The sequence below is a fragment of the Sorangium sp. So ce302 genome (assembly GCF_051530145.1).
GTDB classification, from domain to species: domain Bacteria; phylum Myxococcota_A; class Polyangia; order Polyangiales; family Polyangiaceae; genus Sorangium; species Sorangium cellulosum_B.
This window is the reverse complement of sequence record NZ_CP150326.1, coordinates 11,808,387-11,829,603: the sequence shown is the minus strand read 5'-3', so window position 1 is coordinate 11,829,603 and position 21,217 is coordinate 11,808,387. Positions and strand designations below refer to the sequence as shown.

Annotated in this window: 13 protein-coding genes; 7 read left to right on the top strand and 6 right to left on the bottom strand. The window is 71.2% G+C overall.

Annotated elements, in window-relative coordinates; translation table 11 throughout:
• The first annotated feature begins 278 nt into the window (after positions 1 to 278).
• Both WME73_RS44795 and WME73_RS44790 read left to right on the top strand, forming a co-directional pair.
• A complete protein-coding gene (locus WME73_RS44795) occupies positions 279 to 485 on the top strand; it encodes a hypothetical protein (RefSeq protein ID WP_437742384.1) in 207 nt (68 codons plus the stop codon).
• A gap of 67 nt (positions 486 to 552) precedes the next feature.
• Complete coding sequence (locus WME73_RS44790) at positions 553 to 1,968, top strand: sugar porter family MFS transporter (protein ID WP_437913548.1); 1,416 nt, start codon at positions 553 to 555, stop codon at positions 1,966 to 1,968.
• Positions 1,969 to 2,027: 59 nt separating this feature from the next.
• Here the strand turns inward: WME73_RS44790 and WME73_RS44785 are convergent, their stop codons facing one another.
• From WME73_RS44785 to WME73_RS44770, 4 genes are all read right to left on the bottom strand, one after another.
• Complete coding sequence (locus WME73_RS44785) at positions 2,028 to 2,867, bottom strand: SDR family NAD(P)-dependent oxidoreductase (RefSeq protein WP_437913547.1); 840 nt, start codon at positions 2,865 to 2,867, stop codon at positions 2,028 to 2,030.
• 394 nt (positions 2,868 to 3,261) lie between these two features.
• On the bottom strand, positions 3,262 to 5,802 hold the full coding sequence (locus WME73_RS44780; protein WP_437913546.1) for a PAS domain S-box protein: 2,541 nt from the start codon (positions 5,800 to 5,802) through the stop codon (positions 3,262 to 3,264).
• Positions 5,803 to 5,881: 79 nt separating this feature from the next.
• Positions 5,882 to 7,861 carry a ferrous iron transporter B gene (feoB, locus tag WME73_RS44775; protein WP_437854369.1) on the bottom strand — a complete coding sequence of 660 codons (1,980 nt, stop codon included), beginning with the start codon at positions 7,859 to 7,861 and terminating at the stop codon, positions 5,882 to 5,884.
• Positions 7,858 to 8,217: a FeoA family protein gene (locus WME73_RS44770; RefSeq protein WP_437913545.1), complete on the bottom strand. Its 360-nt coding sequence runs from the start codon at positions 8,215 to 8,217 to the stop codon at positions 7,858 to 7,860. Before WME73_RS44770 ends, feoB begins: the two co-directional genes overlap by 4 nt.
• Before the next feature lie 502 nt (positions 8,218 to 8,719).
• Here WME73_RS44770 and WME73_RS44765 point away from each other — a divergent pair.
• Complete coding sequence (locus WME73_RS44765) at positions 8,720 to 8,938, top strand: heavy-metal-associated domain-containing protein (protein ID WP_437742378.1); 219 nt, start codon at positions 8,720 to 8,722, stop codon at positions 8,936 to 8,938.
• 569 nt (positions 8,939 to 9,507) lie between these two features.
• A complete protein-coding gene (locus WME73_RS44760) occupies positions 9,508 to 10,740 on the top strand; it encodes a cellulase family glycosylhydrolase (protein ID WP_437913544.1) in 1,233 nt (410 codons plus the stop codon).
• 32 nt (positions 10,741 to 10,772) lie between these two features.
• On the opposite strand, the gene WME73_RS44755 is transcribed toward WME73_RS44760, so the two are convergent.
• Positions 10,773 to 12,695 carry a methionine--tRNA ligase gene (locus tag WME73_RS44755; RefSeq protein ID WP_437913543.1) on the bottom strand — a complete coding sequence of 641 codons (1,923 nt, stop codon included), beginning with the start codon at positions 12,693 to 12,695 and terminating at the stop codon, positions 10,773 to 10,775.
• Positions 12,696 to 13,384: 689 nt separating this feature from the next.
• On the opposite strand from WME73_RS44755, the gene WME73_RS44750 reads away from it, so the two are divergent.
• Positions 13,385 to 14,908, top strand: a complete 1,524-nt coding sequence (locus WME73_RS44750; protein WP_437742375.1) for a serine/threonine-protein kinase — start codon at positions 13,385 to 13,387, stop codon at positions 14,906 to 14,908.
• Between the two features lie 137 nt (positions 14,909 to 15,045).
• Positions 15,046 to 16,335 carry an Hsp70 family protein gene (locus WME73_RS44745; protein WP_437742374.1) on the top strand — a complete coding sequence of 430 codons (1,290 nt, stop codon included), beginning with the start codon at positions 15,046 to 15,048 and terminating at the stop codon, positions 16,333 to 16,335.
• A 1,211-nt stretch (positions 16,336 to 17,546) separates the two neighbouring features.
• Here the strand turns inward: WME73_RS44745 and WME73_RS44740 are convergent.
• Positions 17,547 to 18,842 carry a metallophosphoesterase gene (locus tag WME73_RS44740; RefSeq protein ID WP_437913542.1) on the bottom strand — a complete coding sequence of 432 codons (1,296 nt, stop codon included), beginning with the start codon at positions 18,840 to 18,842 and terminating at the stop codon, positions 17,547 to 17,549.
• A gap of 763 nt (positions 18,843 to 19,605) precedes the next feature.
• Between WME73_RS44740 and WME73_RS44735 the strand changes: the two genes are divergently transcribed.
• Positions 19,606 to 21,015: a glycoside hydrolase family 6 protein gene (locus WME73_RS44735; protein WP_437913541.1), complete on the top strand. Its 1,410-nt coding sequence runs from the start codon at positions 19,606 to 19,608 to the stop codon at positions 21,013 to 21,015.
• Positions 21,016 to 21,217 lie beyond the last annotated feature (202 nt).

Below are 21,217 nucleotides of genomic sequence, written 5' to 3'. Positions count from 1 at the left end.
GAGGCGATCCGGGTCCACGGGCTCATCGGTCTCTCGCCGCGTGTCGAACGGGCCGGAGCGCTGCTCGATCGCCGCGGCCGATGACAGCGAGGCGTCGCGTCACCATGTTCCCTCGCGGCCCTCTGGCAGCGCAAACCTCATGCGCTGTCGAAAGGAGCAGCGGCGAACGCCAGGCGAGCGAGCAGACGAGAGGCGCCGGCCGGCGCCCCGAACAGCCGCGCGGGAGCGCCCGTGAACGAACGCTCGTCCGAGGTACATGCCCCGCGTCAGGAGGAGATATGAGCATGCTGCATCTCGAGCTCAGCGAGCGCGAAGCGGATGACACGAGGACGGCCCTCTCGACCCGGCTCGTGGGGATGCGAGACGAGCTGGTCCACACCGACGATCGAGCGTACCGGGCGGACCTGAAGGCGATGATCGAGCGGCTCGAGGTGGTGCTCGGCCGCCTCGAAGCGATCGTGGCGGCGCCGACGGCGGCGCCGTAGCTGGTCATGCCGGCGCTCGTCGACGCGCCGGGGCGGCCGGCGGCACGGTTCGTGGTTCACCGGGGGCATGGCAGAGCCCGCGGCGCAGCAGGAGGATGAACGCGGCGAGGAGCCCCTCTCGACGGTACGGATCGCCCTGATCGCGTCCGTCGCCGCGCTGGGCGGCTTCCTGTTCGGGTTCGACACCGCCGTGATCAACGGCGCCGTCGGCGCGCTGGAGAGGGTATTCACAGCGCACCCGGGGACCGTGGGCCTGTCCGTGTCCTCGGCGCTGCTCGGCGCGGCTGCCGGCGCGGTGCTCGCGGGCAAGCTGGCCGACCGTTACGGCCGGACGCGGACGATGATCGCGACTTCCCTGCTGTTCGTCGTCAGCGCGGCGGGCTCGGGGGCGGCGATCTCGCCCTGGGACTTCAGCGCGTGGAGGGTGCTCGGCGGCATGGCCATCGGCGCGGCCAGCGTCGTCGCTCCCGCCTACATCGCGGAGATCGCGCCGGCCCACCTGCGCGGCCGCCTCGGATCGCTCCAGCAGCTCGCGATCGTGCTCGGCATCTTCGTCGCCCTGCTCGGCGACTACGCCATCGCGACGTCCGCGGGCTCGGCGACGAGCCCGTTCTGGCTCGGGGCACAGGCCTGGCGATGGATGTTCTGGAGCGCCATCCCACCGGCGCTCCTCTACGGGCTCGGCGCGCTGCTGATCCCCGAGTCCCCGCGCCACCTCGTGGCGAGGGGGCGTGTGGACGAGGCGCTCGCCGTGCTCCGTGGCCTCCTCGGCGCGTCCGCCCGGACGAAGCTCGTCGAGATCCAGAGGACGCTCTCGTCCGAGCGCCGGCCCAGGCTCGCGGACCTGCGCGGGCGCGCTGGGCTGCTCCGCATCGTCTGGATCGGCATCGGCCTCTCGGCGTTCCAGCAGCTCGTGGGCATCAACGTCATCTTCTATTACTCGAGCGTCCTCTGGCAGGCAGTCGGGTTCTCCGAGCGAAGCTCGCTCGCCATCACGGTCATCACCGGCGTCACGAACATCGTGACCACCCTCGTCGCCATCGCGACCGTCGACCGCGTCGGGCGCAGGCCGCTTCTCATCGCGGGGTCCATCGGCATGACGCTGACGCTCGGCGCCATGGCGGCCGTGTTCGGCGCCGCGGGCGAGGACGCCGCGGGCAACCCCGCCCTGACGGGCGCCGCCGGCCCCGCCGCGCTGCTCGCCGCCAACCTGTATGTCTTCTGCTTCGGGGCGTCCTGGGGGCCGGTGACCTGGGTGCTGCTCGGCGAGATGTTCGAGAACCGCATCCGCGCCCTCGCCCTCTCGATCGCGGCCGCCGCGCAGTGGCTGGCGAACTTCCTCGTGAGCGCGACCTTCCCCCCGCTCAAGGCGGCCGGCCTGGGCATCGCCTACGGGCTCTACACCGCCGCCGCGGCGGCCTCGCTGGTGTTCGTCGTCGCCTTCATCCCCGAGACGAAGGGCAAGGAGCTCGAGGAGATGTGATGCGCGTCCGCGTGGCGAGAGGAGACGTGTGTCAGCGAGGCGCGGCTGTCTCGAGAACCTCAGCGGGCGGCGAACTCCCGCTCGTGGATGGATCGCACCTTCTCCAGCACCCTCGGGCCATGCTCTCGGAACGGGAGATCCATCGCGCGGTCCTTCTTCAAATAGACGCCTGAGAGGTCCCGGTTCGCGCCGAACGCCGCCTCGTAAAGCCGCGAAGCCCCCTCGCTCGGGGGCGGGAACAGGAACCTCATCAGCGGCTCCACGTAAAACGGCAGCCCCGACCGCTTTCCCTTCCTCAGCGTGTTGTTGGGCCCAGGATCCACGCTCCGGATCTTGATCCCATCCCCCGCGAGCAGCGGCGCCACCTCACGCGTCCAGAGGGAGAGCGCGAGCTTGGAGGTCGCGTAGGGACCGAAGAGCTGCTTGAACGACGCCGGGCGCTCCAGGGCGTCCGGGTCGAAGCGCCTCGTCATCTTGAACGCATTGGAGGAGGTGTTCACGACCGTCTTCAAGGCCCCTCTCCGCAGAAGCCCTCTGAGCTCCATCGCGATGACATACGGCACCACCGCCTGGAGCTCGAAGTGCAGCTCTCGGCCTTGCCTGGAGAAGGTCAGCTCCGGGACGCTGCCGCCAGCGTTGTTGAACAGCACGTCGATCTTCTCTTCGCTCGCCTTGATCGCGCCGAGCACCCGCCTGAGGCCCTCGAAATCGGACAGATCCGCGCTGTGGACACGGAGCCTCCGGCGCTCGATGCCCTCCCGGATCAGCGGATCGTCCTCGGGGAAACCCGAGCGATTCAGCGCGATGACCTGAAAGCCCTCCGACAGCAGACGACGCGTGAGCTCGAGCCCAATACCGTGGTTTGCGCCCGTGATGAGCGCGACCTTGTCGTGTTCCATGGTGTTTCTCGTGGATCCTGTGAGGGCCGCCTCCCCCGCATCCTCCGACGGACAACGGCCGTGGGCGCGCCGATCGCTCGATCCGACCGCGGGCGCGCCGAGATATCGGTGTCGCTGCAAAGCGGCCTCCCGCGATGCGCCCGCGCGCGAGGGCCCCTGTGCGCGACGGCCGCGCCGAGGCCTCGGTCGTCGCTCGATGCGACGGCGATGGATGGACTCCGTACCTGGGAAGGCGCGCTCCTCCGCCCGAGATCGCTCCCATCGGCGGGGAGCCGCGACAGGGAAAGAATGTGCGACTCAGTGGCATTTGTCAAGGAGAGGCACCAGGCCGTCGCGATCTCTCCTGATGGCTGTCTCGAGCGGCACGGCGGAGCGTCAGGTCCGCGCTTCGTCGCTACGGCAGCGGCAGCGTGAACTGGAAGGTCGTCTTCCCGGGCGCGCTCTCCGCCCAGATCCGCCCCCCGTGGGCCTCGACGAGCCCCCGCACGATGTAGAGCCCGAGGCCCAGCCCGGCGGCGCCTCCTGCCTTCGCCTCGCGCGTCCGGTAATAGCGGGTGAAGAGCCTCGGCACATCGTCCGGCGCGATGCCATTCCCCTCGTTCTCGATGGCCACGAGCACCGCGCCGCTCCGCCGCTCCACCGCGATCCTGATCGGCGTCTCGGGCGCGCCGTACTTGGCCGCGTTGGACAGCAGGTTGGTGAGCACCTGCTCCAGGCGCCCGGGATCGGCCAGGAGCGGCGGGACCCCGTCCAGCACCTCGACGTCGACCCGATGTCCCCTCATCGCGTCCGCCGTCCGCTCCACCGTCGCCCGGATGAGCGCCGGGAGATCGACCTCGGCGTGCTTGAGATCCAGCCGGTGCGACTCGAGGCGGGAGACGTCGAGCAGATCGTCGATCATCCGGTTGAGCTGCGTCGCGCTGGCCAGGATGTGCTGTGCCTTGTCGCTGGACTGCGATTGCTTCGAGAGCATGGTGGCCTTGAGGACGATCGTGGTGATCGGCTGACGCAGGTCATGGGCGATGATGCTGGTCCACTCCTCGCGCATCCGCGCGAGCTCCTTCAACGGGCTGATGTCCTCGGCGGCGACGATGGCCCCGGTGATCATCCCCGCACTGTCGCGGAGCGGCGCGGCGGCGACGAGGAATGTCCGGCACGAGCCGTCCGTCCTGGCGACGATGAGCTCCTCCCCGGTGATCGTCTCGCCGCGCATCGCGCGGCTCGACGGCAGCTCGTCCAGCGTCAAGGCGGTGCCGTCCGGGCGCCGCACGCGACCGACGCACTGACTCCGCTCCTCCGCGCCCCCCGTGAGATCTTGCCCGTGCGGGTTGGCGATCAGGCGCTCTGGGCCGTTTCGATCGATGAGCAGGAGCGGGATGGGCGCGCTGTCGAAGACCGTTTGCAGCGTCCTCCGCTCGGCGTCCAGCTGCGCGAGCAAGCGCTCCCGCTCCTCCTCGGCCTGCATGCGCGCCGTCACGTCCTCCACCTGGGCGATGTAGTGAATGGGCTCGCCGTCCGCGTCGTGCACGACGGACACGTGCAGGATGACGGGGATGACCCTTCCATCCTCGTGGATATAACGTTTGGCGAGCTGATAGCGCGAGATCTCGCCGCGCCTCAGCTGCTCGACCAGGCCAACGTCGGTGTCCACGTCGTCGGGGTGGGTGATGTCCTGGAAGCGGAGCTTCGAGAGCGCTTCCGCCGAGTAGCCCACGATCTCGCAGTAGGCGCGGTTGACGCGGATGAACCCTCCACCGAGCCCGACGATGGCCATGCCGATGGGCGCGTTCTCGAAGGTGAGCCGGAAGCGCTCCTCGCTCTCGCGGAGCGCCTGCTCCATCTGCTTGCGCTCGGTCATGTCGCGCCCCTCGGGGATGAGCATCACGACCCTGCCACGGTCGTCGGTGATGGGCTTGATGGAGAAATCGATCCAGCGCCGCCCGGTAGCGCCGATCACGTCGATCTCGTCCCGCACGAGCCGGCCCGCCGCGGCCTCGGCGACGGCGGCGCGGATGCGCTCCCTGTGCTCGGGGCGCCACCCCGTCAGCTCCCAGAACGGCCGGCCGATCGTCTCTGCCTCCGTGGCCCCGCAGAACTCGAGAGCGGTGCGGTTGTTCTCCAGGACGATGCCCTCCGGCGAGAGCAGGCCGACAAACTGGAGGGCCCCGTCGAAGATCGCCCGAAAGCGCTCCTCTCTCTCCCGGAGCGCCCTCTCCAGGTGACTCGCGCGTCGGAGCTCCTGCGCCACGCGGTCTGAGGTACGCGCGCTCCCCTCGCGCGCGAGGGCGCTGTCCAGGCCGATCGCGAAGAGCGCGGCGAGCGCGCCGAGATCGACGTCGGCGCAAGGGTAAGGGCGGGACAGGCAAAACGAGAGGACGCCAAGGCAGCGATCGCGGACGCGGAGGGGCATCGAGACCGCGCTCTGTGCGTCGGTCCGCGCGCAGAGCTCTCGCGTCATGGACGGACCCGGATCGAGCGAGCGCGCATCGCTCATCACCTGAACCCGACCCGAGCTCGCCGCCCATTCATCGAGCAGCGGCGCGCCCCGCGCCACCCGCGCGAGGCAGAGGCGGATGTCGGCGGGCACGTGGCGGTGGGAATGGAGCCCGAGCTCGCCGGTGTCCTCGGAGGTCAGAAGCAAGTAGGCAGCGCGAGCGCCGAGCTCCATCGCCTGGTCGAGCAGGAGCGCAGCGAGCTCGTCGAGATCGGCCACGCGCGCGATGCGGGGCGCCGCGCGCGCCATGAGCTCGCCCGGCGCCGGGTAAACCTCGCGGCGAGCGCATGGGCTGAGAGAGGCCGTGCAGGCGACCTCCTCGTCGCGGCCGATCGACGCCTCGATCTCTTCTGCCGATAACGTGATCCCCACCGGAATCGACCCATTGTTGCACGAGAGGCGCGCCGCCTGAAGGGTCGACGCGGTCAGGTCCCTCGGCATGACTTCCTCGGATGCCGATCTGTTCCTGCTCGCCAGGGCCAGGAGCGCCGGCGCGCGCCCTCCCTCCGCGGCGCCGGCCTCACGGCATCCCGAGCAGCCCGCTCCCCTGGTAGACGACGAGCGCCGCGACGTACGCCGCCGCGTAAGTGTAGGCGAGGACGAACGCGGGCCAGCGCCACGACTTCGTCTCGCGCCGGATCGCCGCCACGGTGCTCATGCACTGGCAGGCCAGGACGAAGAACGCGAGCAGCGCGAGCCCGGTGCGCGACGAGTACGCGAGCGCCCCGTCCGGGCGCCTCGCCTCGCGGATCTGCTCGGCGAGCGGCGCGGGCTCGTCGTCGGCGTCCTCGACGCCGAAGATGACCCCCATCGTCCCGACCATGACCTCGCGCGCGCCGAACGAGCCGATGAGGCCGACGTTGATGCGCCAGTCGAACCCGAGCGGCGCGGTCACCGGCTCGAGCGCGCGCCCCACGCTGCCGGCGATGCTCGCCTCGAGCGACGTCGCCTCGAGCGATGTCGCCGCGCTCTCGGCCGCGGCGGCCGGAGGCTCGTGCGGCGCGGCGCCCGGCATGGGGACCTTCAAGAGCACCCACAGCACGGCCGAGACGGCGAGGATCACGGTCCCGACGTCGCGCGTGAACCGCCACGCCGCCTGGCCCGCCTTGCGGACCACGAGCCGCGGCTCGGGGCTGCGGTACGCCGGCATCTCGAGCACCATCGGGAGCGAGCGCCCGCGGGTCGCCGTGCGCCGTAGCAAGAGCGAGGCGACGAGCCCGGAGAAGATGCCGGAGACGTAGAGCGCGACGAAGAGCAGCGCCTGCACCCAGGCGCCGTGGGCCGCGAAGAAGGTCGTCAGGAGGAGCGCGTAGGTCGGGATCCGCGCCGAGCAGGCCATGAGCGGCAGGACGAGGATCGCCGTGAGCCGCTCGCGCGGGTCGCGCAGGATGCGCGTGGCGTGCACGGCGGGCACCGCGCACGCGTGCCCCATCAGCAGCGGGAGGAACGCCCGGCCGCTCAGCCCCATCAGCTGGAGCAGGCGGTCGACGAGGAAGGCGCCGCGCGCGAGGTACCCGCTCGCCTCGAGCAGCTCCATGGCGATCGTGAGGATCACGATCTGCGGCATGAAGGCGAGCACCGTCCCCGCCCCGCCGAGCAGGCCGTCGACGACGAACGAGGCGGCGAGCCCCCCGCCGAGGGCGCGGGACACGAGGCTGCCGAGCTCACCGATCGCCGCGTCGAGCGCCTCGGTGACCGGGGTGGCCACGAGGAACACGGCGGCGAACAGGAGCGCCATGAGCCCGAGGAACAGCACCGGGCCGGCCGCCGGGTGGAGCAGCACGGCGTCCGCGCGCGCGGTGAACGTCCTCCGTCGCTCCGCGGCGGCGTCGCGGCGCGGCGGCTCGACGTACGCGGCGCGCGCGACCTCATCCGGATCCCACGCCGCGGCGCCAGGGGGCTCCACGGCGCCCGACGCGATCGCGTCGAGCCGCGCGGCCGCCGCGTCGAGCACCACGCCCCGCGCGGCCGGGTCCCTCGCGCTCACGAGCAGCACGGGCAGGCCGATGGCGCGCTCTAGGGCGCCGACGTCGAGCCCGCGCCCCTCGCCCTCGAGCACGTCGCGCTGCGTGGCGACGACGAGCGGGGCGAGCCCGCGCCGCACGAGCTCGCGCGTGAGCCGCAGGCCGAGCGCGAGCTGCGTGGCGTCCACCACCTGGACGACGAGGCGCGGCCGCTCGCCCTCGCCGGTGCGGTCGAGGAAGCGGCGCGCGACGCCCTCGTCCGTCGCCGGATCGACGACGGCCTCGATCGAGTAGAGCCCGGGGAGATCCGCGATCGTCGCGACGGCCCCGCCCGCGAGGCGGACGTCGGCCGTGAGGATGTCGACCGTGATCCCCGGGAAGTTGCCGACGTGCGCGCTGCCGCCGGTCAGCCGGTTGAACAGCGACGATTTGCCGGAGTTCGGCCGCCCGAGCAGCGCGATGAGCGGCCGCTCTGCCGACGCCGGGAGGCGCTCCGTGCCCGTGCCTGTGCCTGTGAAGTCGAGCGAGGCGGTCATCCGACCCGCCTCTGCGAGGGCAGGGGCGCCACCAGGATCGAGCGCGCGAGCGACGCGTTGATCGCGAGCTCCCCGCCCGACCCGGTGCGCACGTGGAGCGGGCCGCCGAACGCCGCGCGCCGGATCGACGTGAGCGTCTGGCCGGGGCCGAGCCCCATCGCGCCGAGCCACCCGGCGAGCTCGGCGTCGAGGCCGACCTCGACCACGATCACGCGCTCACCGGCGCGCACCTCCGAGAGCGGACCCGCGGGAGCTGCGGCGCCGGCGTGCGCCGGGGTATCCGAGCCGGCCACGCGGCCGGCCGAGTCCACCTCGGGGAAGGTCACGTCAAGTTGGGGAGGAACGCTGGAAACCATGGGTCCTGCCAGATTTTGAAAATCAATTTCAAATCTGAACCCATTGTGAACGGGTTCGGCCGGGATGTCGAGCGTCTCTCGACCCGCTGCCGTGGCGACTGGCCGCTCTGGCGTGGCGGCGACGCCTGTTCTCCTGTTCCCGCCCGGGTGGCCAACCCTTCCAGGTCCTGGAGATAGCCGCGCCGCTCCTCGCTCTGGGGCCCGGCGCACCCTCGATCCGCTCTCCGGCGAGCGGTCGCCGCGCGTCGGCCGAGACCGCGGAGCGGAGCGCGCGAAGCATTCGGGTCGAGCGAGCCATCCGATTCACCGGGCAGCGGCGGAGCCTCGGCCAGAGCGATGGCGGTCCGCGGATTGTCCTCCAGGGGCCCCTTCTACCATGGGTGCGCGACGCGAGCGCCTCGCGGTCCTCCATAGCAGACCCGCCGCTGCTCGGGGTGTAATGAACCCCGATGGCTGCGTCTCCGAAGGTGAGCGGCCCGCGGGTCGCCGAAAGGAAGACGCCATGAAAGAGACCATGCTCCAGGTGGACGGGATGAGCTGCCCGTCCTGCGTCCGCCACATCGACAGCGCGCTTCGCGAGCTCGGCGGCGTGGCCAAGGTCGACGTGCGCCTGCGCGAGGGCACCGTCGTGGTGCAGCACGATCCGGCGAGCGCGCCCGTTCCCGCCCTCGTCGAGGCCGTGCGCGCGGCCGGCTACGGCGTGCGCCCGCGCGCCGCCTGAACGCGCGAAGCGCCCCCGGCGCGTTGTCTCGTGACAGCGCATCGCGCCATGAGATCTCCCATGCCGCGCTCGACGCTGCAGTGAAACATTTACCGGTTAATCCAAGCGGCGGCCAGCGCACGCATGTGGCCGTCCCCACAAGCTTCGAAGCGCGCTCGCCCCTCGGACATCTCGGCCCCGTGGCGCCCATCGAGGCGCTGGACAATGAACCGATTAAGTGGTTTCCTGTCCGCGCTTCCCGCGTGCCTCGGGCCATGTCGTAGGCGTCGTTTGTGAGCCCCGGTCCGCGGTTTCTTGGTTTCTTCATTCTCGTGGGCCCGCGGACGGAATAGGTCCTCTCCTCGCCGCGGGTTCCTCCCAGGCCTGGCCATGCAGGGCGTCATTGGCGCGCTGCCCGCGCCGCTGCGTGGCGTGCAGGACCTGTTCGACCTGCAGAACGAGAAGGGTTCACCGTGCGGTCACGCAGGGTCGAAGCCGGACGTCGCCAGGTGCAATCAGGGGAGAGGCAGAAGGAGATCACGATGCGCGTTCTTCACGGGTCTTTGGCTGGTTGGACCGGAGCAGCCCTCATGGCGCTGGGCCTCTCCGCGGGATGCGGAGACGACTCGGACGACCCTCAGGGCTCGGGGCAAGAGACGACCGGAGCGGGTGGCGGCGCATCGGGCGCGGGCGGGGGGGCCACCGGAGCCACGTCCGGCGCCGATGGCACCACGTCGAGCAGCGGCGCCACGTCCGGCGCCGGCGGCGCCGCCTCGGGCAGCGGTGCCAGCTCGGGCAGCGGCGCCACGTCCGGCGCCGGCGGCGCCGCCTCGAGCAGCGGCGCCACGTCCGGCGCTGGCGGCGCCACCTCGGGCGCGGGCGCCGGCGGGGGTGACCAGGAGTCGACGGGGTTCTCGGTGCGCGGCCGCTTCCTCTACGACCGCTGCGGAGAGAAGGTGCTGCTCCGGGGCATCAACGAGATGGTCGTGTGGCTGTCGTCGGGGCCCGACGGCCTGCCGGAGTTCGCGGAGATCGCGAAGACCGGCGCCAACGCGGTGCGGATCGTCTGGCTCGCCACGGAGTCCGCGGCGGGCCTCGATCAGGCCATCACGAACGCGCTCGCGCAGAAGCTCATTCCGATCGTCGAGCTCCACGACGCCACGGGGAAATGGGATCTCCTGCCGAGCCTCGTCGACTACTGGACGAGAGCGGATGTCGTCGCCGTGATCAAGAAGCACGAGCAGAATTTGCTCGTCAACATCGGCAACGAGGTCGGGGACCAGGTGGACAACGCGGCGTGGGAGGCGGGCTACAAGCAGGCCATCACCCGGATGCGCGGCGCCGGCATCACGGTCCCGCTCGTGATCGACGCCTCCAAGTGGGGGCAGAACATCGACCAGCTGCAGGCCGTCGGCCCCGCGCTCGTGAAGCACGACCCGAACATCCTGCTCAGCGTCCACATGTGGTGGACGGACGGCAGCGGGGCCACGATCACGAAAGAGCTGCAGGAGTCCGTGGCGCTGAACCTGCCTTTGATGGTCGGTGAGTTCGCGCAGCACGCCGTGTACGAGTGCGGCAAGCATCCGTTCGATTACAAGGCGCTCCTGGCCAGGAGCGTCGAGCTCGAGGTGGGGTGGCTCGCCTGGTCGTGGGGCGCCGTCAAGAACAGCGACTGTCAGAGCGACGGGCCGTTCGACATGACGACCAACGGGACCTTCGCGGGGCTCACCGGCTGGGGTCGCGAGGTCGCGGTGACCGACCCGAACAGCATCCAGAACACCTCGGTGCGCCCGCGCTCGATCGAGACCGGATCGTGCAGGTAGGCGTGGCGATGGCTCCCTGACCTCTCGCGCCGCTACTCCTGCGGTACCGGCGCGAAGTAGACCTGCTTGGGACCGATGGCGTGCCCGGCGGGGATGGGGGTGCCGAGCTCCTCGAGGCGGAAGACCTCCGGTGGGAGCCGGAGCGACTCCCGCAGCCGATCCATCGTGGTCGGGACGAACGGGTAGAGCATGATCATCAGGTTCTTGAGCACGTAGAACGAGGAGAAGAGGGCGTCGCGGCGGCCCTCCTCCGGGTGCCGATCGTCGTGCGGCTTGAACTGCGCGAAGAGGCTGTTGATGACGCGCGCGTAGTTCTCGATCTCGAAGAGCAGCGTCGGGTAGTCGGCGCGATCCATCGCGCGCACGTAGCGCTGGACGATGCGCAGGGTGTCCGAGACGACCTTGTCGAGCAGCGCGCCGTGGGGCACGCGCCCATCGAACTTCGAGTGCGCCGCGGAGATCGGCCGCTCGAACGCCGCGTTGAGCGGCCCGGCGAGGAACCGGTTGCGCTCGTCGAGCTTGGCGAAATCGAAGTTCGACGGCTTCTCCGCGAGGCCGAGCAGCGCCAGATAATAACGGATCTGGTCCGCTGAATACCCCTTCTCGTCGAGGAGCTGATCGGCGGTGAAGAAGTTTCCGCGCGACTTGCTCATCTTCTCGCCCCCGACGAGCAGGTGGAAGCACCCGAGGACGTCGGTGAGCTGCAGCTCGCCGGCCGCCGGCAGCCGGCGCGGATCGGGCTGCGTACCGAGCCACATCGCGCCCTGCATGAGCACGTAGAAGAAGACGTTATCCTGGCCGAGGAACTGGTAGATCCTGGCCTCCGGATCGCACCAGAAGTCCACGTACCGGGCCGGATCGACGCCCCTCCGGGCGAGCGCGACCTGCGAGAAGGCGATGGGCGCGATCAGCGAGTCGGGCCAGACATAGAGCGTCTTGCCGCAGAGCTCCGGATCGAGATCCACCGGCAAGGAGAGCCCCCAGGCGACGTCGCGGGTGATGGCGCGGTGAGCCCAGTCCTCGACGGGCTCGCTGGGGACGCCATGGCGCGAAAGGGCGGCGCGCGCCTCCTCCATCTCCGGCTTGCTGCCGAGCTGCAGCAGGACCTTGCGATCCTGCGTGAACTTCGCCTTGTGCTTCGGCAGCGACGCCTTGATCTCCTTGTACGTCGGGGCGAGGTCGGCCTCGAAGCGGAGCGAAGGCATCACGGTGTTCAGCACGTCCGCGAGCACCGCCGGGCGCCACGCGCCCTGCTTGCCCTGGATCCAGCCCCGGAGCGCCTCGGACACGGCCCACATGTCGAGCCACCAGTGCGCGGTGTCGCGCATCACCGGCGTGGCGTCGCTGAGCGCGCTGCGCGGACTGCCGAGCTGTGAGGGCGAGTGCTGGTGACCGCAGCGATCGCACTCATCGCTGTACGCGTCCCCGTTGTCGCACTTCGGGTTGGGGCAGCGCCCGCGCACGAAGCGGTCGGGGAGGAAGCACTGGAGCTCCGGATCGAACCACTGGCTGCTCGTGCGCTTCTCCAGCAGGCCGTTCTCGTGCAGGCGCCTCAGGAAGCGGTGCGCGAGCTCCTGCTGAATCGGGAGGCACTCCGGCCGCGAGGTCCCCGAGTAGACGTCGAGATCGATGTCATACCGCCGGAGGCTCGCGCGCTGCTTCTCGTGGATGCCGTCGATGAACTCGCGTATCGACACACCGGCCTGCCGCGCCGCGATCTGGCTGGCGGAGCCGTGATCATCGGTGCCGCAGACGAAGAGGACGTTCTCGCGGCCGATGACCAGGCCCAGCCACCGCGCGTGGATGTCCGCAGGGACGTGCGCCCCCGCGAGGTGCCCAAGGTGCAACATCCCGTTGGCGTAGGGCATGCCTGCGGTGACGACCGCCCGCCTGGGCCTGCGAACCTGGCGAAGGACCGAGGCGACGTCGGTCGGGGCGCCGTGATAAGATGCCATCGAAGCTCGCTATACCCCAGCGGGCCCATCCGCACAACGCTCGCTCCTCAAGCTTCCTTCGTCGCGTCCGTCGCGTCCGTCGCGTCCGTCACATTATGCGCGCGGTGAAGCCGCGCCCGCAGAGGGCTCGGGCCCTGCCTGAGCTCCGAGGTGGCCTGCTCGATACCCGTCCTCCGTGTCGCGATTCCCCTTCTTGCCGGCTCGAACGGACGTCGTGAGGTTGCGTGTCCACCGGTGTCCGCGAGCCAGGATGCCCTCAGGAGGAGAACAGGGAGGTTGTTGAAGACTTCCACTTTCACGGAGATCAGGTCCCCTCGGAACACGCGCAGATCGCGGCGCGTGTCGTGTGGGCACGGAGCTCCGCTGTCGCTCGCTGGTCCGGGACGACCCGCCCATCGGCGCAGCCAGCGAAGGCGACAGCTCCCCACGGGTGGGCATCGACGTGACGAGGCCCGGCCAGGTGGGCCTCCAGCCCATGCCCGGGTGACACCGGGACGCGCCGCGGACGCCGCCAGGCCGCCGCGCGGCAGCCGGCGGGCGTCGCCCTGCGTCGGCCCGGGGCCGATCCGTCGCGCCCGGAACCCGCTTCTCGATTAGACTCGCCGTCGATGGCCGACCTAGCCAGGCAAGCCGCCCCGGACCAGGCACGGCAGCAGGTACCCCCGGAGAGGCCCACCCGACGCTGTCCCGTGTGCGGCGTCCGGTACCCGCTCGACTTCCTCGTCTGCCCCATCGACGCGACGGCCCTGGAGCTCCAGGGCGTGACCGCGACCGACCCGATGGTCGGCGAGCTGCTCGCGGGGAGCTTCTGCATCACCGGCGTGATCGGCGCCGGCGGCATGGGCCGCGTCTACGTCGCCGAGCACATCCGCCTGCCGAAGCGCTTCGCCGTCAAGGTGCCGCACGAGCACTTCGCCAGCCACCGGGAGGCGATGGCGCGCTTCGAGCGCGAGGCGCAGACGATCGCGCGCGTGGGCAACGAGCACGTGATCGACGTCGTCGACATCGTCCGCCTCAAGGACGGGCGCCCGTGCATGGTGACCGAGCTGCTCAAGGGCGAGGACCTCGGCGGCCTCCTCGACCAGGTCGGCAAGCTGCCGCTCCCCACCGCCATCACGATCTCGCGCCAGGTCTGCCGCGGCCTGGCCGCGGCCCACGCGACCGGCGTCGTCCACCGCGACCTCAAGCCGTCGAACCTGTTCCTCGTCCGGCGCGAAGGGGGCAGCGTCCACGTGAAGATCCTCGATTTCGGGGTCGCCAAGGTGCTCGACGGCGCCGACCTCACGCGCACCGGCTCGGTGGTCGGCACGCCCCAGTACATGGCGCCGGAGCAGGCGCGCGGCTCGGCCGACGTCGACTCGCGCGCGGACATCTACGCGGTCGGCGCCGTGCTGTACCGCATGCTGACCGGCGAGCGGCCCTTCCCCGAGGAGGAGCCGACGCGGACCATGCTCCGCCTGCTCACCGAAGATCCTCGGCGCCCGCGCGACATCGACAAGACCATCCCCGAGGGGCTCGAGGCGCTGATCCAGCGCGCCATGGCCCGGGCGCGCGAGGACCGGCCGCCGTCCGCCCAGGAGCTCGATCGCCTGCTCGCAGACTTCGATCTGCAGGATCCGCTCGCGCCTTCCCGCGCGCTCGGCGTGGGCGTCGCGGTGACCGACGGCGCCCCGAACGACGAGCGGGCCACGGTCGTCATCCCGAACGCCCAGGGCCAGAGCGCGGACGACGTGACGCGCAAGGCGCGGCGCGCTCGCCCCGTCGCGTCGCTGCTGTCCATCGCCGTGAGCCTCGCCGCGGGCGCGGCCGTCTTCACCAGCGCCGCGATGGTCCTCCGCAGGGTCTACGGCATCACCGAGCGGCGGGCGCTCAGCCAGAGCGAGGTCCTCCTCGCCGCGGGCGCCGCGGGAGCGCTGGCCTTCATCGCCTTCGTCGCCACCCTCCGGGTCCTCGTCGGCCGCTGGCGGAGCGCGCCGGCCATGGAGCGCCTCGGCCACGGCCTCCTGGGCGCGCTCGTGTGGCTGTTCGTCTCGTGCGGCGTCCTCGCGCTCGGCGCCGCCGCGTACAACGCGTTCGCGCTGCCGATCCCCACCCTGGGCCTCGACCCGGCCGAGTGGCTCGGCTGGGTCGACGTCGGCGTGATCGCCGTGCCGACCCTGATCGCGCTCGTCGCGCTCACCGTGGCGCTGCGGCGCGTGACCCGCGTGTCGTAGCGGCGCGGGCGGGCCAGCAAATTCTGCTCATCCGGCGAGCCCGTCACCATTCTGTCATGCATTCGATAGCTTGTAAATAGGTGGCTCTCTCGGCCAGATCCGCGTGCCCGCGAAGCACCCCACGAGGAGGCGAGATCATGTCCGCACGATTCAGGCCCGAGGTGTATGCCGTCGATTTCGGTACCTCCAACTCGCTGCTCTCGGCGGCCAGCGCGGAGGCGACCTGCCCGCCCATCCCGCTCGACGCCGCGGCGGCCGATCCGACCGTCCTCCGGAGCCTCTTGTTCTTCGGGCAGGAGCGGTTCTCCTGCGGCGCGGCGGCGATCAGCGACTTCGTCGCGAACGGCATGCAGGGCCGCTTCATCCGCTCGATCAAGAAATACCTCCCCGATCGCAGCTTCTCCGGCACGCAGATCGGGCACCGGGTCGTGACCATCGAGGACCTGATCGGCCGCTTCCTCCGGGAGATGCGCGAGCAGGCGAACCGCCACTTCGACGCCGACGTCGCGCGCGTCGTGCTGGGCAGGCCGGCGAAGTTCTCGGCCGAACCGGCCGACGATCGGCTCGCGGAGGAGCGCCTCGAGCGGGCGGCGCGCATCGCGGGCTTCCGCGAGGTCTCGTTCTGCCCCGAGCCGGTCGCCGCCGCGCACGACTTTCACCTGGAGCTCGACCGCGGGGCCGTCGTCCTCGTCGCCGATTTCGGCGGCGGGACGTCCGATTACACGATCGTCCGGATGCGGCCGGAGGGGTTCTCGCCGTCCGACGTGCTGTCGCTCGGCGGCGTCTCGGTCGCGGGGGACGCGCTCGACGGCAGCCTCATGCGCCACAAGATCGCCCGCCACTTCGGCGCGGAGGTCACCTACCGCGTCCCGCTCGGCTCGAACCAGCTGACCATGCCGCGATCCATCGCCGAGAAGCTCTGCTCACCGGCCGACATGACGGTGCTCCAGCACCGCGACGTCCTCACCTTCCTCCGCGACGTGAAGGCGTGGTCCCTCGGGCCGGAGGATCGGCAGCGCATGGACCACCTGCTCTGCCTCGTGGAGGACTCGCTGGCATTCCGGCTCTTCGAGGAGATCGAGCGCAGCAAGTGCGCGCTGTCCGGCGAGGCGGCCACGGAGTTCCGCTTCGATTACCCGTCGATGCACATCCGCGAGCGCATCGCCCGGGAGGAGTTCGAGGCCGGGAGCGAGCGGCAGATCGACGCCATCCTCGGCGCGCTCGACCGGACGGTGGCGGACGCGGGCCTGTCGTTCGACGGCATCGACGTCGTGTGCTGCACGGGCGGGACCGCCAGGGTGCCGGCGCTCCGGCGCGGCATCGAGCGGCGCTTCGGCGAGGGCAAGGTGAGGCAGCTGCGGAGCTTCCACTCCGTCGTCCAGGGGCTGGCCGAGCGCGCGCGCAGCATCGCCGCCGCGTCCTGCTGAGCGGGCGCCGGCCTTGCCGGTCGGCGCGGAAACGTCCGCGGGCGGCGCGGCCTCGCCGGTCGGCGCGGGCCCGCCGTCGAGCCAGCGGGGATCGCCCTCGACGACCCACGGGTACGCCTCGTGGAGCGCGCGTTCCATCAGGCCGCCATAGCTGTGGCCGGCGCCCACGGCGTGGACGACGCGCGCCGTGACGCCGCCGCGCTCGAGCACCTCCCGCGTCCTGCGCGCCTGCGCCGCGCAGTCGGCCCGCCCGCACGCGAGCAGCACCCGCGCCCCGCCGCCGCCGCGAAAGCGCCGGGCGGCGCCGGGCGTCCACTCGTCGAAGCTGCCGTATCCACCCTCGATCAGCGCCGCCCGCGCGAAGCGGGCGGGATGCCCGGGCAGGAGCAGCGCGCCCATGATCGCCCCCTGCGAGTACCCCGCATAGATCGGGTCGCGGAGATCCACCCGATCCCCGAAGCGCGCCGACAGCGCCGAGACCGCCGCGGCGACCTCGCGGCTCAGCGCGTGATGGTCCGGGTAGTAGAAGATCCGCCCGGCGTCCGGCGCCCGGACGTCGATCGGCTTGCCGCGCGGGCAGAGCACGAACCCGGCCCCCCTCACGATCCCGCGCCAGATGTCGCAGTGCCATTCGGGCCGATCGCCCGCGCCGTGCGCGACCACGAGCAGGGGCCGCGGCCCCTTGCCTCGCGGCGTCACGACCACCGCAGGGCCGAAGTCCGGGACCTCGAGCTCGATGAGCTCGGGCTCGTCCGCGGACGGCGGAGGCGCTGGCGCAGGCCGAGGTGCGCTCTCCAACCCGCGCCCGCGCTCCTGCCGGGCGGCGGGCGGATCGCTGCGGCCGACACGGCCGAGCGGCGCGGCGAGCGGCGCTCGCGCGCACCCCTCGGCGCCGACCGCGAGCGCGATCCCGAGGAGGAGCGCCCGCCGGGGGCCCGGGGCGGTCAGCGCGTGTCGACGTGCCGCACCTGCCGCGCGCATCGCGCGTGGCTCACGGTTCGCGCGTGTCCTACGGGCCGCACGTGTTGCGCTCATCGCACATCGGAGGGTGAACACCCTCAGCACGGGAATCAAGAACCGGAGAACACGCCACTCCCGGAGACCCTCGAGCGCCCGGGAGATCGCGGCGGCTCTCCGCAGATCGACGCCGGGCTCGGCCGTCCGCTCGCCGGCGCCATGCGAGCTCGACGGGGACCGCGTCGGGCGTGACGTCAGGCGGCGACGAGGACGATACGGCTCACCTCGGGCGGCGCTCCGACGCGGGCGGGCGGCCCGGCGGTGCCGAAGCCGCGGTTGATGTAGAGATGCGAACCGCCACGCTGGTAGAGCCCGGCGACGTAGCCGTGGGGGAGCACCAGATCGGCGGGCCGCACGAGGAGGTTGATCTGGCCTCCGTGGGTGTGGCCGCTGAGCTGCAGGGCGACCTCTCCGGCTGCGTCCGGGAAGAACACGGGGTTGTGGCAGAGCAGCACGCGCGGCAGATCGCGGGGCACGTCCGCGATCGCGCGGCCGAGGTCCGGACCGCCGCCGGGGACTCGCCCTCGCGCCCACACATCGTCGACGCCGAGCAGCGCGAAGGAGCCGCCGGGCCCACCCACGACGCACCCGCGGTTGCTCAGCACCCGGGCGCCGCCGCGCTCCAGCGCGCCCAGCGCCGCGTCGATGCCGGCGAAGTGGTCGTGGTTGCCCGGGATCGCCGCGACGCCATGCCGGGCGAGCGGGCCGAGCCTCCGCGTGAGGCGCCCGAGGTGCTCGGCGTACCTCGGATCGAAATCGACGAGATCACCCGTCATCACGACGAGATCGCCGCGGGCCTCGCGCACGAGATCCTCGGCGGCGCGCATCTCCGGCTCGCCCACGAACAGCCCGAGGTGGATGTCGGACAGCTGCACGATGGTGAACCCGTCCAGGCTCCGCGGCAGGCCCGGTATCGGGATGGCGATCTCTTCGATGATGTAGTCGTGTCGCCCGAGCAGCGCGCCATACACAGCGCTGCCGCCGCCGATGAGGAAGGCGGAGCCAGCGGCCCCTGTCGCGAGGAAGTCGCGGCGGGCGAGCGTCGGCCGCTCGACCGGCGGCGGGGGCGGCAGGGCCGCGGGGCCGCCGTCCTCCTGCGTCCCTCGCTCCGCGGGGCTGGGCGCGGAGCCGGCAGCGCGGGCCGTCCCGCCGTCCGCGAGCGCGGCGGCCGTCGCGCGCCCGAGCGCGGCGCGCCCGAGCCGCGCGATCAGCCGACCGAGGTCCACGACGGCGAGCAGGACCGCGGAGATCAAGACGCCCAGCGAGAGCGTGCTCCCGCCGAGCCCCATCCCGCGGAGCACGCCGTCGGGCAGCGCGCCGCGCCCGAACCGCGCGGAGATCATGGCGATGATGCCGGCGGCCAACAGGCACGCCAGCGCGCGCCGGGCGCGCACACCCAGGCCGAGCAGCCTGGAGGCGCGCCGGTGCACGTACAGCCCCAGGACGCCGAGGACGAGGGCGAGGATCAGCGAGAAGACCGCGAAGCGCATGGGCAACTCTGCACGAAGGGGGACGGAAGCCTAACCGATCGGCGGCGGTCGGCCAGAAAGCCCTCCGTGACGGCCCGATGACGGCAACGCGCTGCGACGGCACCCGGCGGCACGCGCCGGACGGCTTGCGATCTCGCTCGCTGTCACGACGTCATGCGTTTCGGCCGGGGAGAAGGTCCACGCGCACGCCGCCGGCGAGCGGCGTACTCCGCCCCTCGAGATCGGACGCGCCATGGCGCCGTGCGTCGCCACCTCGCATGACGCCAGGCGCAGAGCTCCGAGCAGAAACCCTGGTGTGTGTTATCGCTCGGAGAGGCGGAGTTTGTCGCCACTGACAAGCTTGGAAATAGAACTGAAACTCTTCTATTCGTCTGCCGTGTCACATCCGGACCCAGCCGCGCTCCCAAACTGCGAGTCGTGGTGATTGCGCGTTGCGTTGGATGGACGGCGCACGCCCCCGTGGCCCCGTGGCCGGTGCGTTCTCCCCTTGCAGAACCGCGGCAAGTTCGCGCGGCCGCGCGCGGGTAGGACGCACGCGTGACGCGGGTCGAGAGGTGTCGGTTGTTCTAGCTTGCGTGAAAAAATACCTGTACAACGTACTACGATGTAGCCGCTCTGGCGTGGGATAGCCGTCGTTTGTCCTTGCCCGAGAGAGGCCTTTGGTCTAAATTCGGCCCGCTATTTGACGCGTTGAATTGGCCTGTTTCTTCGTTGAAGTAATGAAAGGCTTAATATGCTGAGAAGGAATGCGCATCAGCTGGGGTTGGCAACGTCGGTTGCGGTCATCCTCGCGCTCACGGCGTGCGGGGACGGCGGGGGCGGTGACACGAGCGGGAGCGGGAGCGGGTCGGGCGGGGGCGGCAACACCACCGGCGTGGGCGCGGGCACCCCGACGAGCAGCGGCGTGGGCGCGGGCACCCCGACGAGCAGCGGCGTGGGCGCGGGCACCCCGACGAGCACCGGCGCCGTCGACCCGACGACCACCAGCGGCGCGGGCACCCCGACGAGCACCGGCGCCGTCGACCCGACGGCCACCTCGGCCGTGTCGGGCGGCAACTGCTCCCCTGCGGTCGACATCACGGCGCCGAACGGCAACCCGTTCGCGAACACGACGCTGTTCGTGGACCCCGGTTACATCGCCAAGGTCGACTCGTCGATCGCGAAGGAGACGGATACGGCCCTGAAGGCGAAGATGGAGAAGGTCAAGCAGATCTCCACCGCGTTCTGGCTCGACAGGATCGCGGCGGTCGACGGTCTCGCGGCCCACCTCGACGCGGCGCTCAAGCTCCAGAACGAGACCTGCAAGCCGGTCACGTCGGTCATCGTCGTGTACGACCTGCCGAACCGCGACTGCTTCGCCGAGGCGTCGAACGGCGAGCTCCGGGTCGAGAACGGCGGCGTCGAGCGGTACAGGAACGAGTTCATCGCCCCGATCAAGCAGATCTTCGCCGCTCACCCGGACCAGCGCATCGTCGCGATCATCGAGCCCGATTCGCTCCCCAACCTCGCGACGAACCTGGGCTCGAAGGACTGCACCCCGGAGACGGAGACGGCGTACCGGGAGAACGTCGCGCACGCGCTCAAGGAGCTCGATATGCCGCACGTGTACCAGTACATCGACGCGGCGCACTCGGGCTGGCTCGGCTGGCCGGACAACCAGAAGAAGGGCGCCAAGATCTTCGCTGACGTCATCAAGGCCGCCGGCAGCCCGAAGAGCATCCGCGGCTTTGCGACCAACGTCGCGAACTACACGCAGCTCAGCTACAGCTCGGAGAGCTACGATCAGCAGAGCAACCCCTGCTACGGCGAGTTCGACTACGTCGATGCCATGGCCTCGGCGCTCTCGGCCGAGGGCCTCGGCGACAAGCACTTCATCATCGACACCAGCCGCAACGGCGTCGGCAACATCCGGGCGGACTGGGGTTACTGGTGCAACAACATCGGCGCAGGCATGGGCCAGCGGCCCCAGGCCAACCCGGGCGGCGCGACGAACCTCGACGCCTTCTACTGGGTCAAGCCGCCGGGTGACTCCGACGGCACCGCCGACAAGAGCGCGGCGCGCTTCGACGCCTTCTGCGGTTACGAGGACGCAGATCAGCGGGCGCCGGAGGCGGGCGCCTGGTTCCACGAGTACTTCGTGGAGTGCGTGAAGAACGCCAACCCGCCGCTTTGACGGGCGGGTCGGCCTGCTTCAGGCTGTGACGAGCGCGCTCGGCTGAGCGCGCGGCCGGCGGCCGGGGCAGGCGAGGAGCGTGAGAAAAAGGGGTCTACCTTCCCGCGGACGACGCGGCCCGCTGGAGGGTAGACCCCTTGGAAAGACGCTCCTCGCCTGTCCTGGCCGCCGCGCCGCTTTCAGGGACCTCACCAGCGCAAAG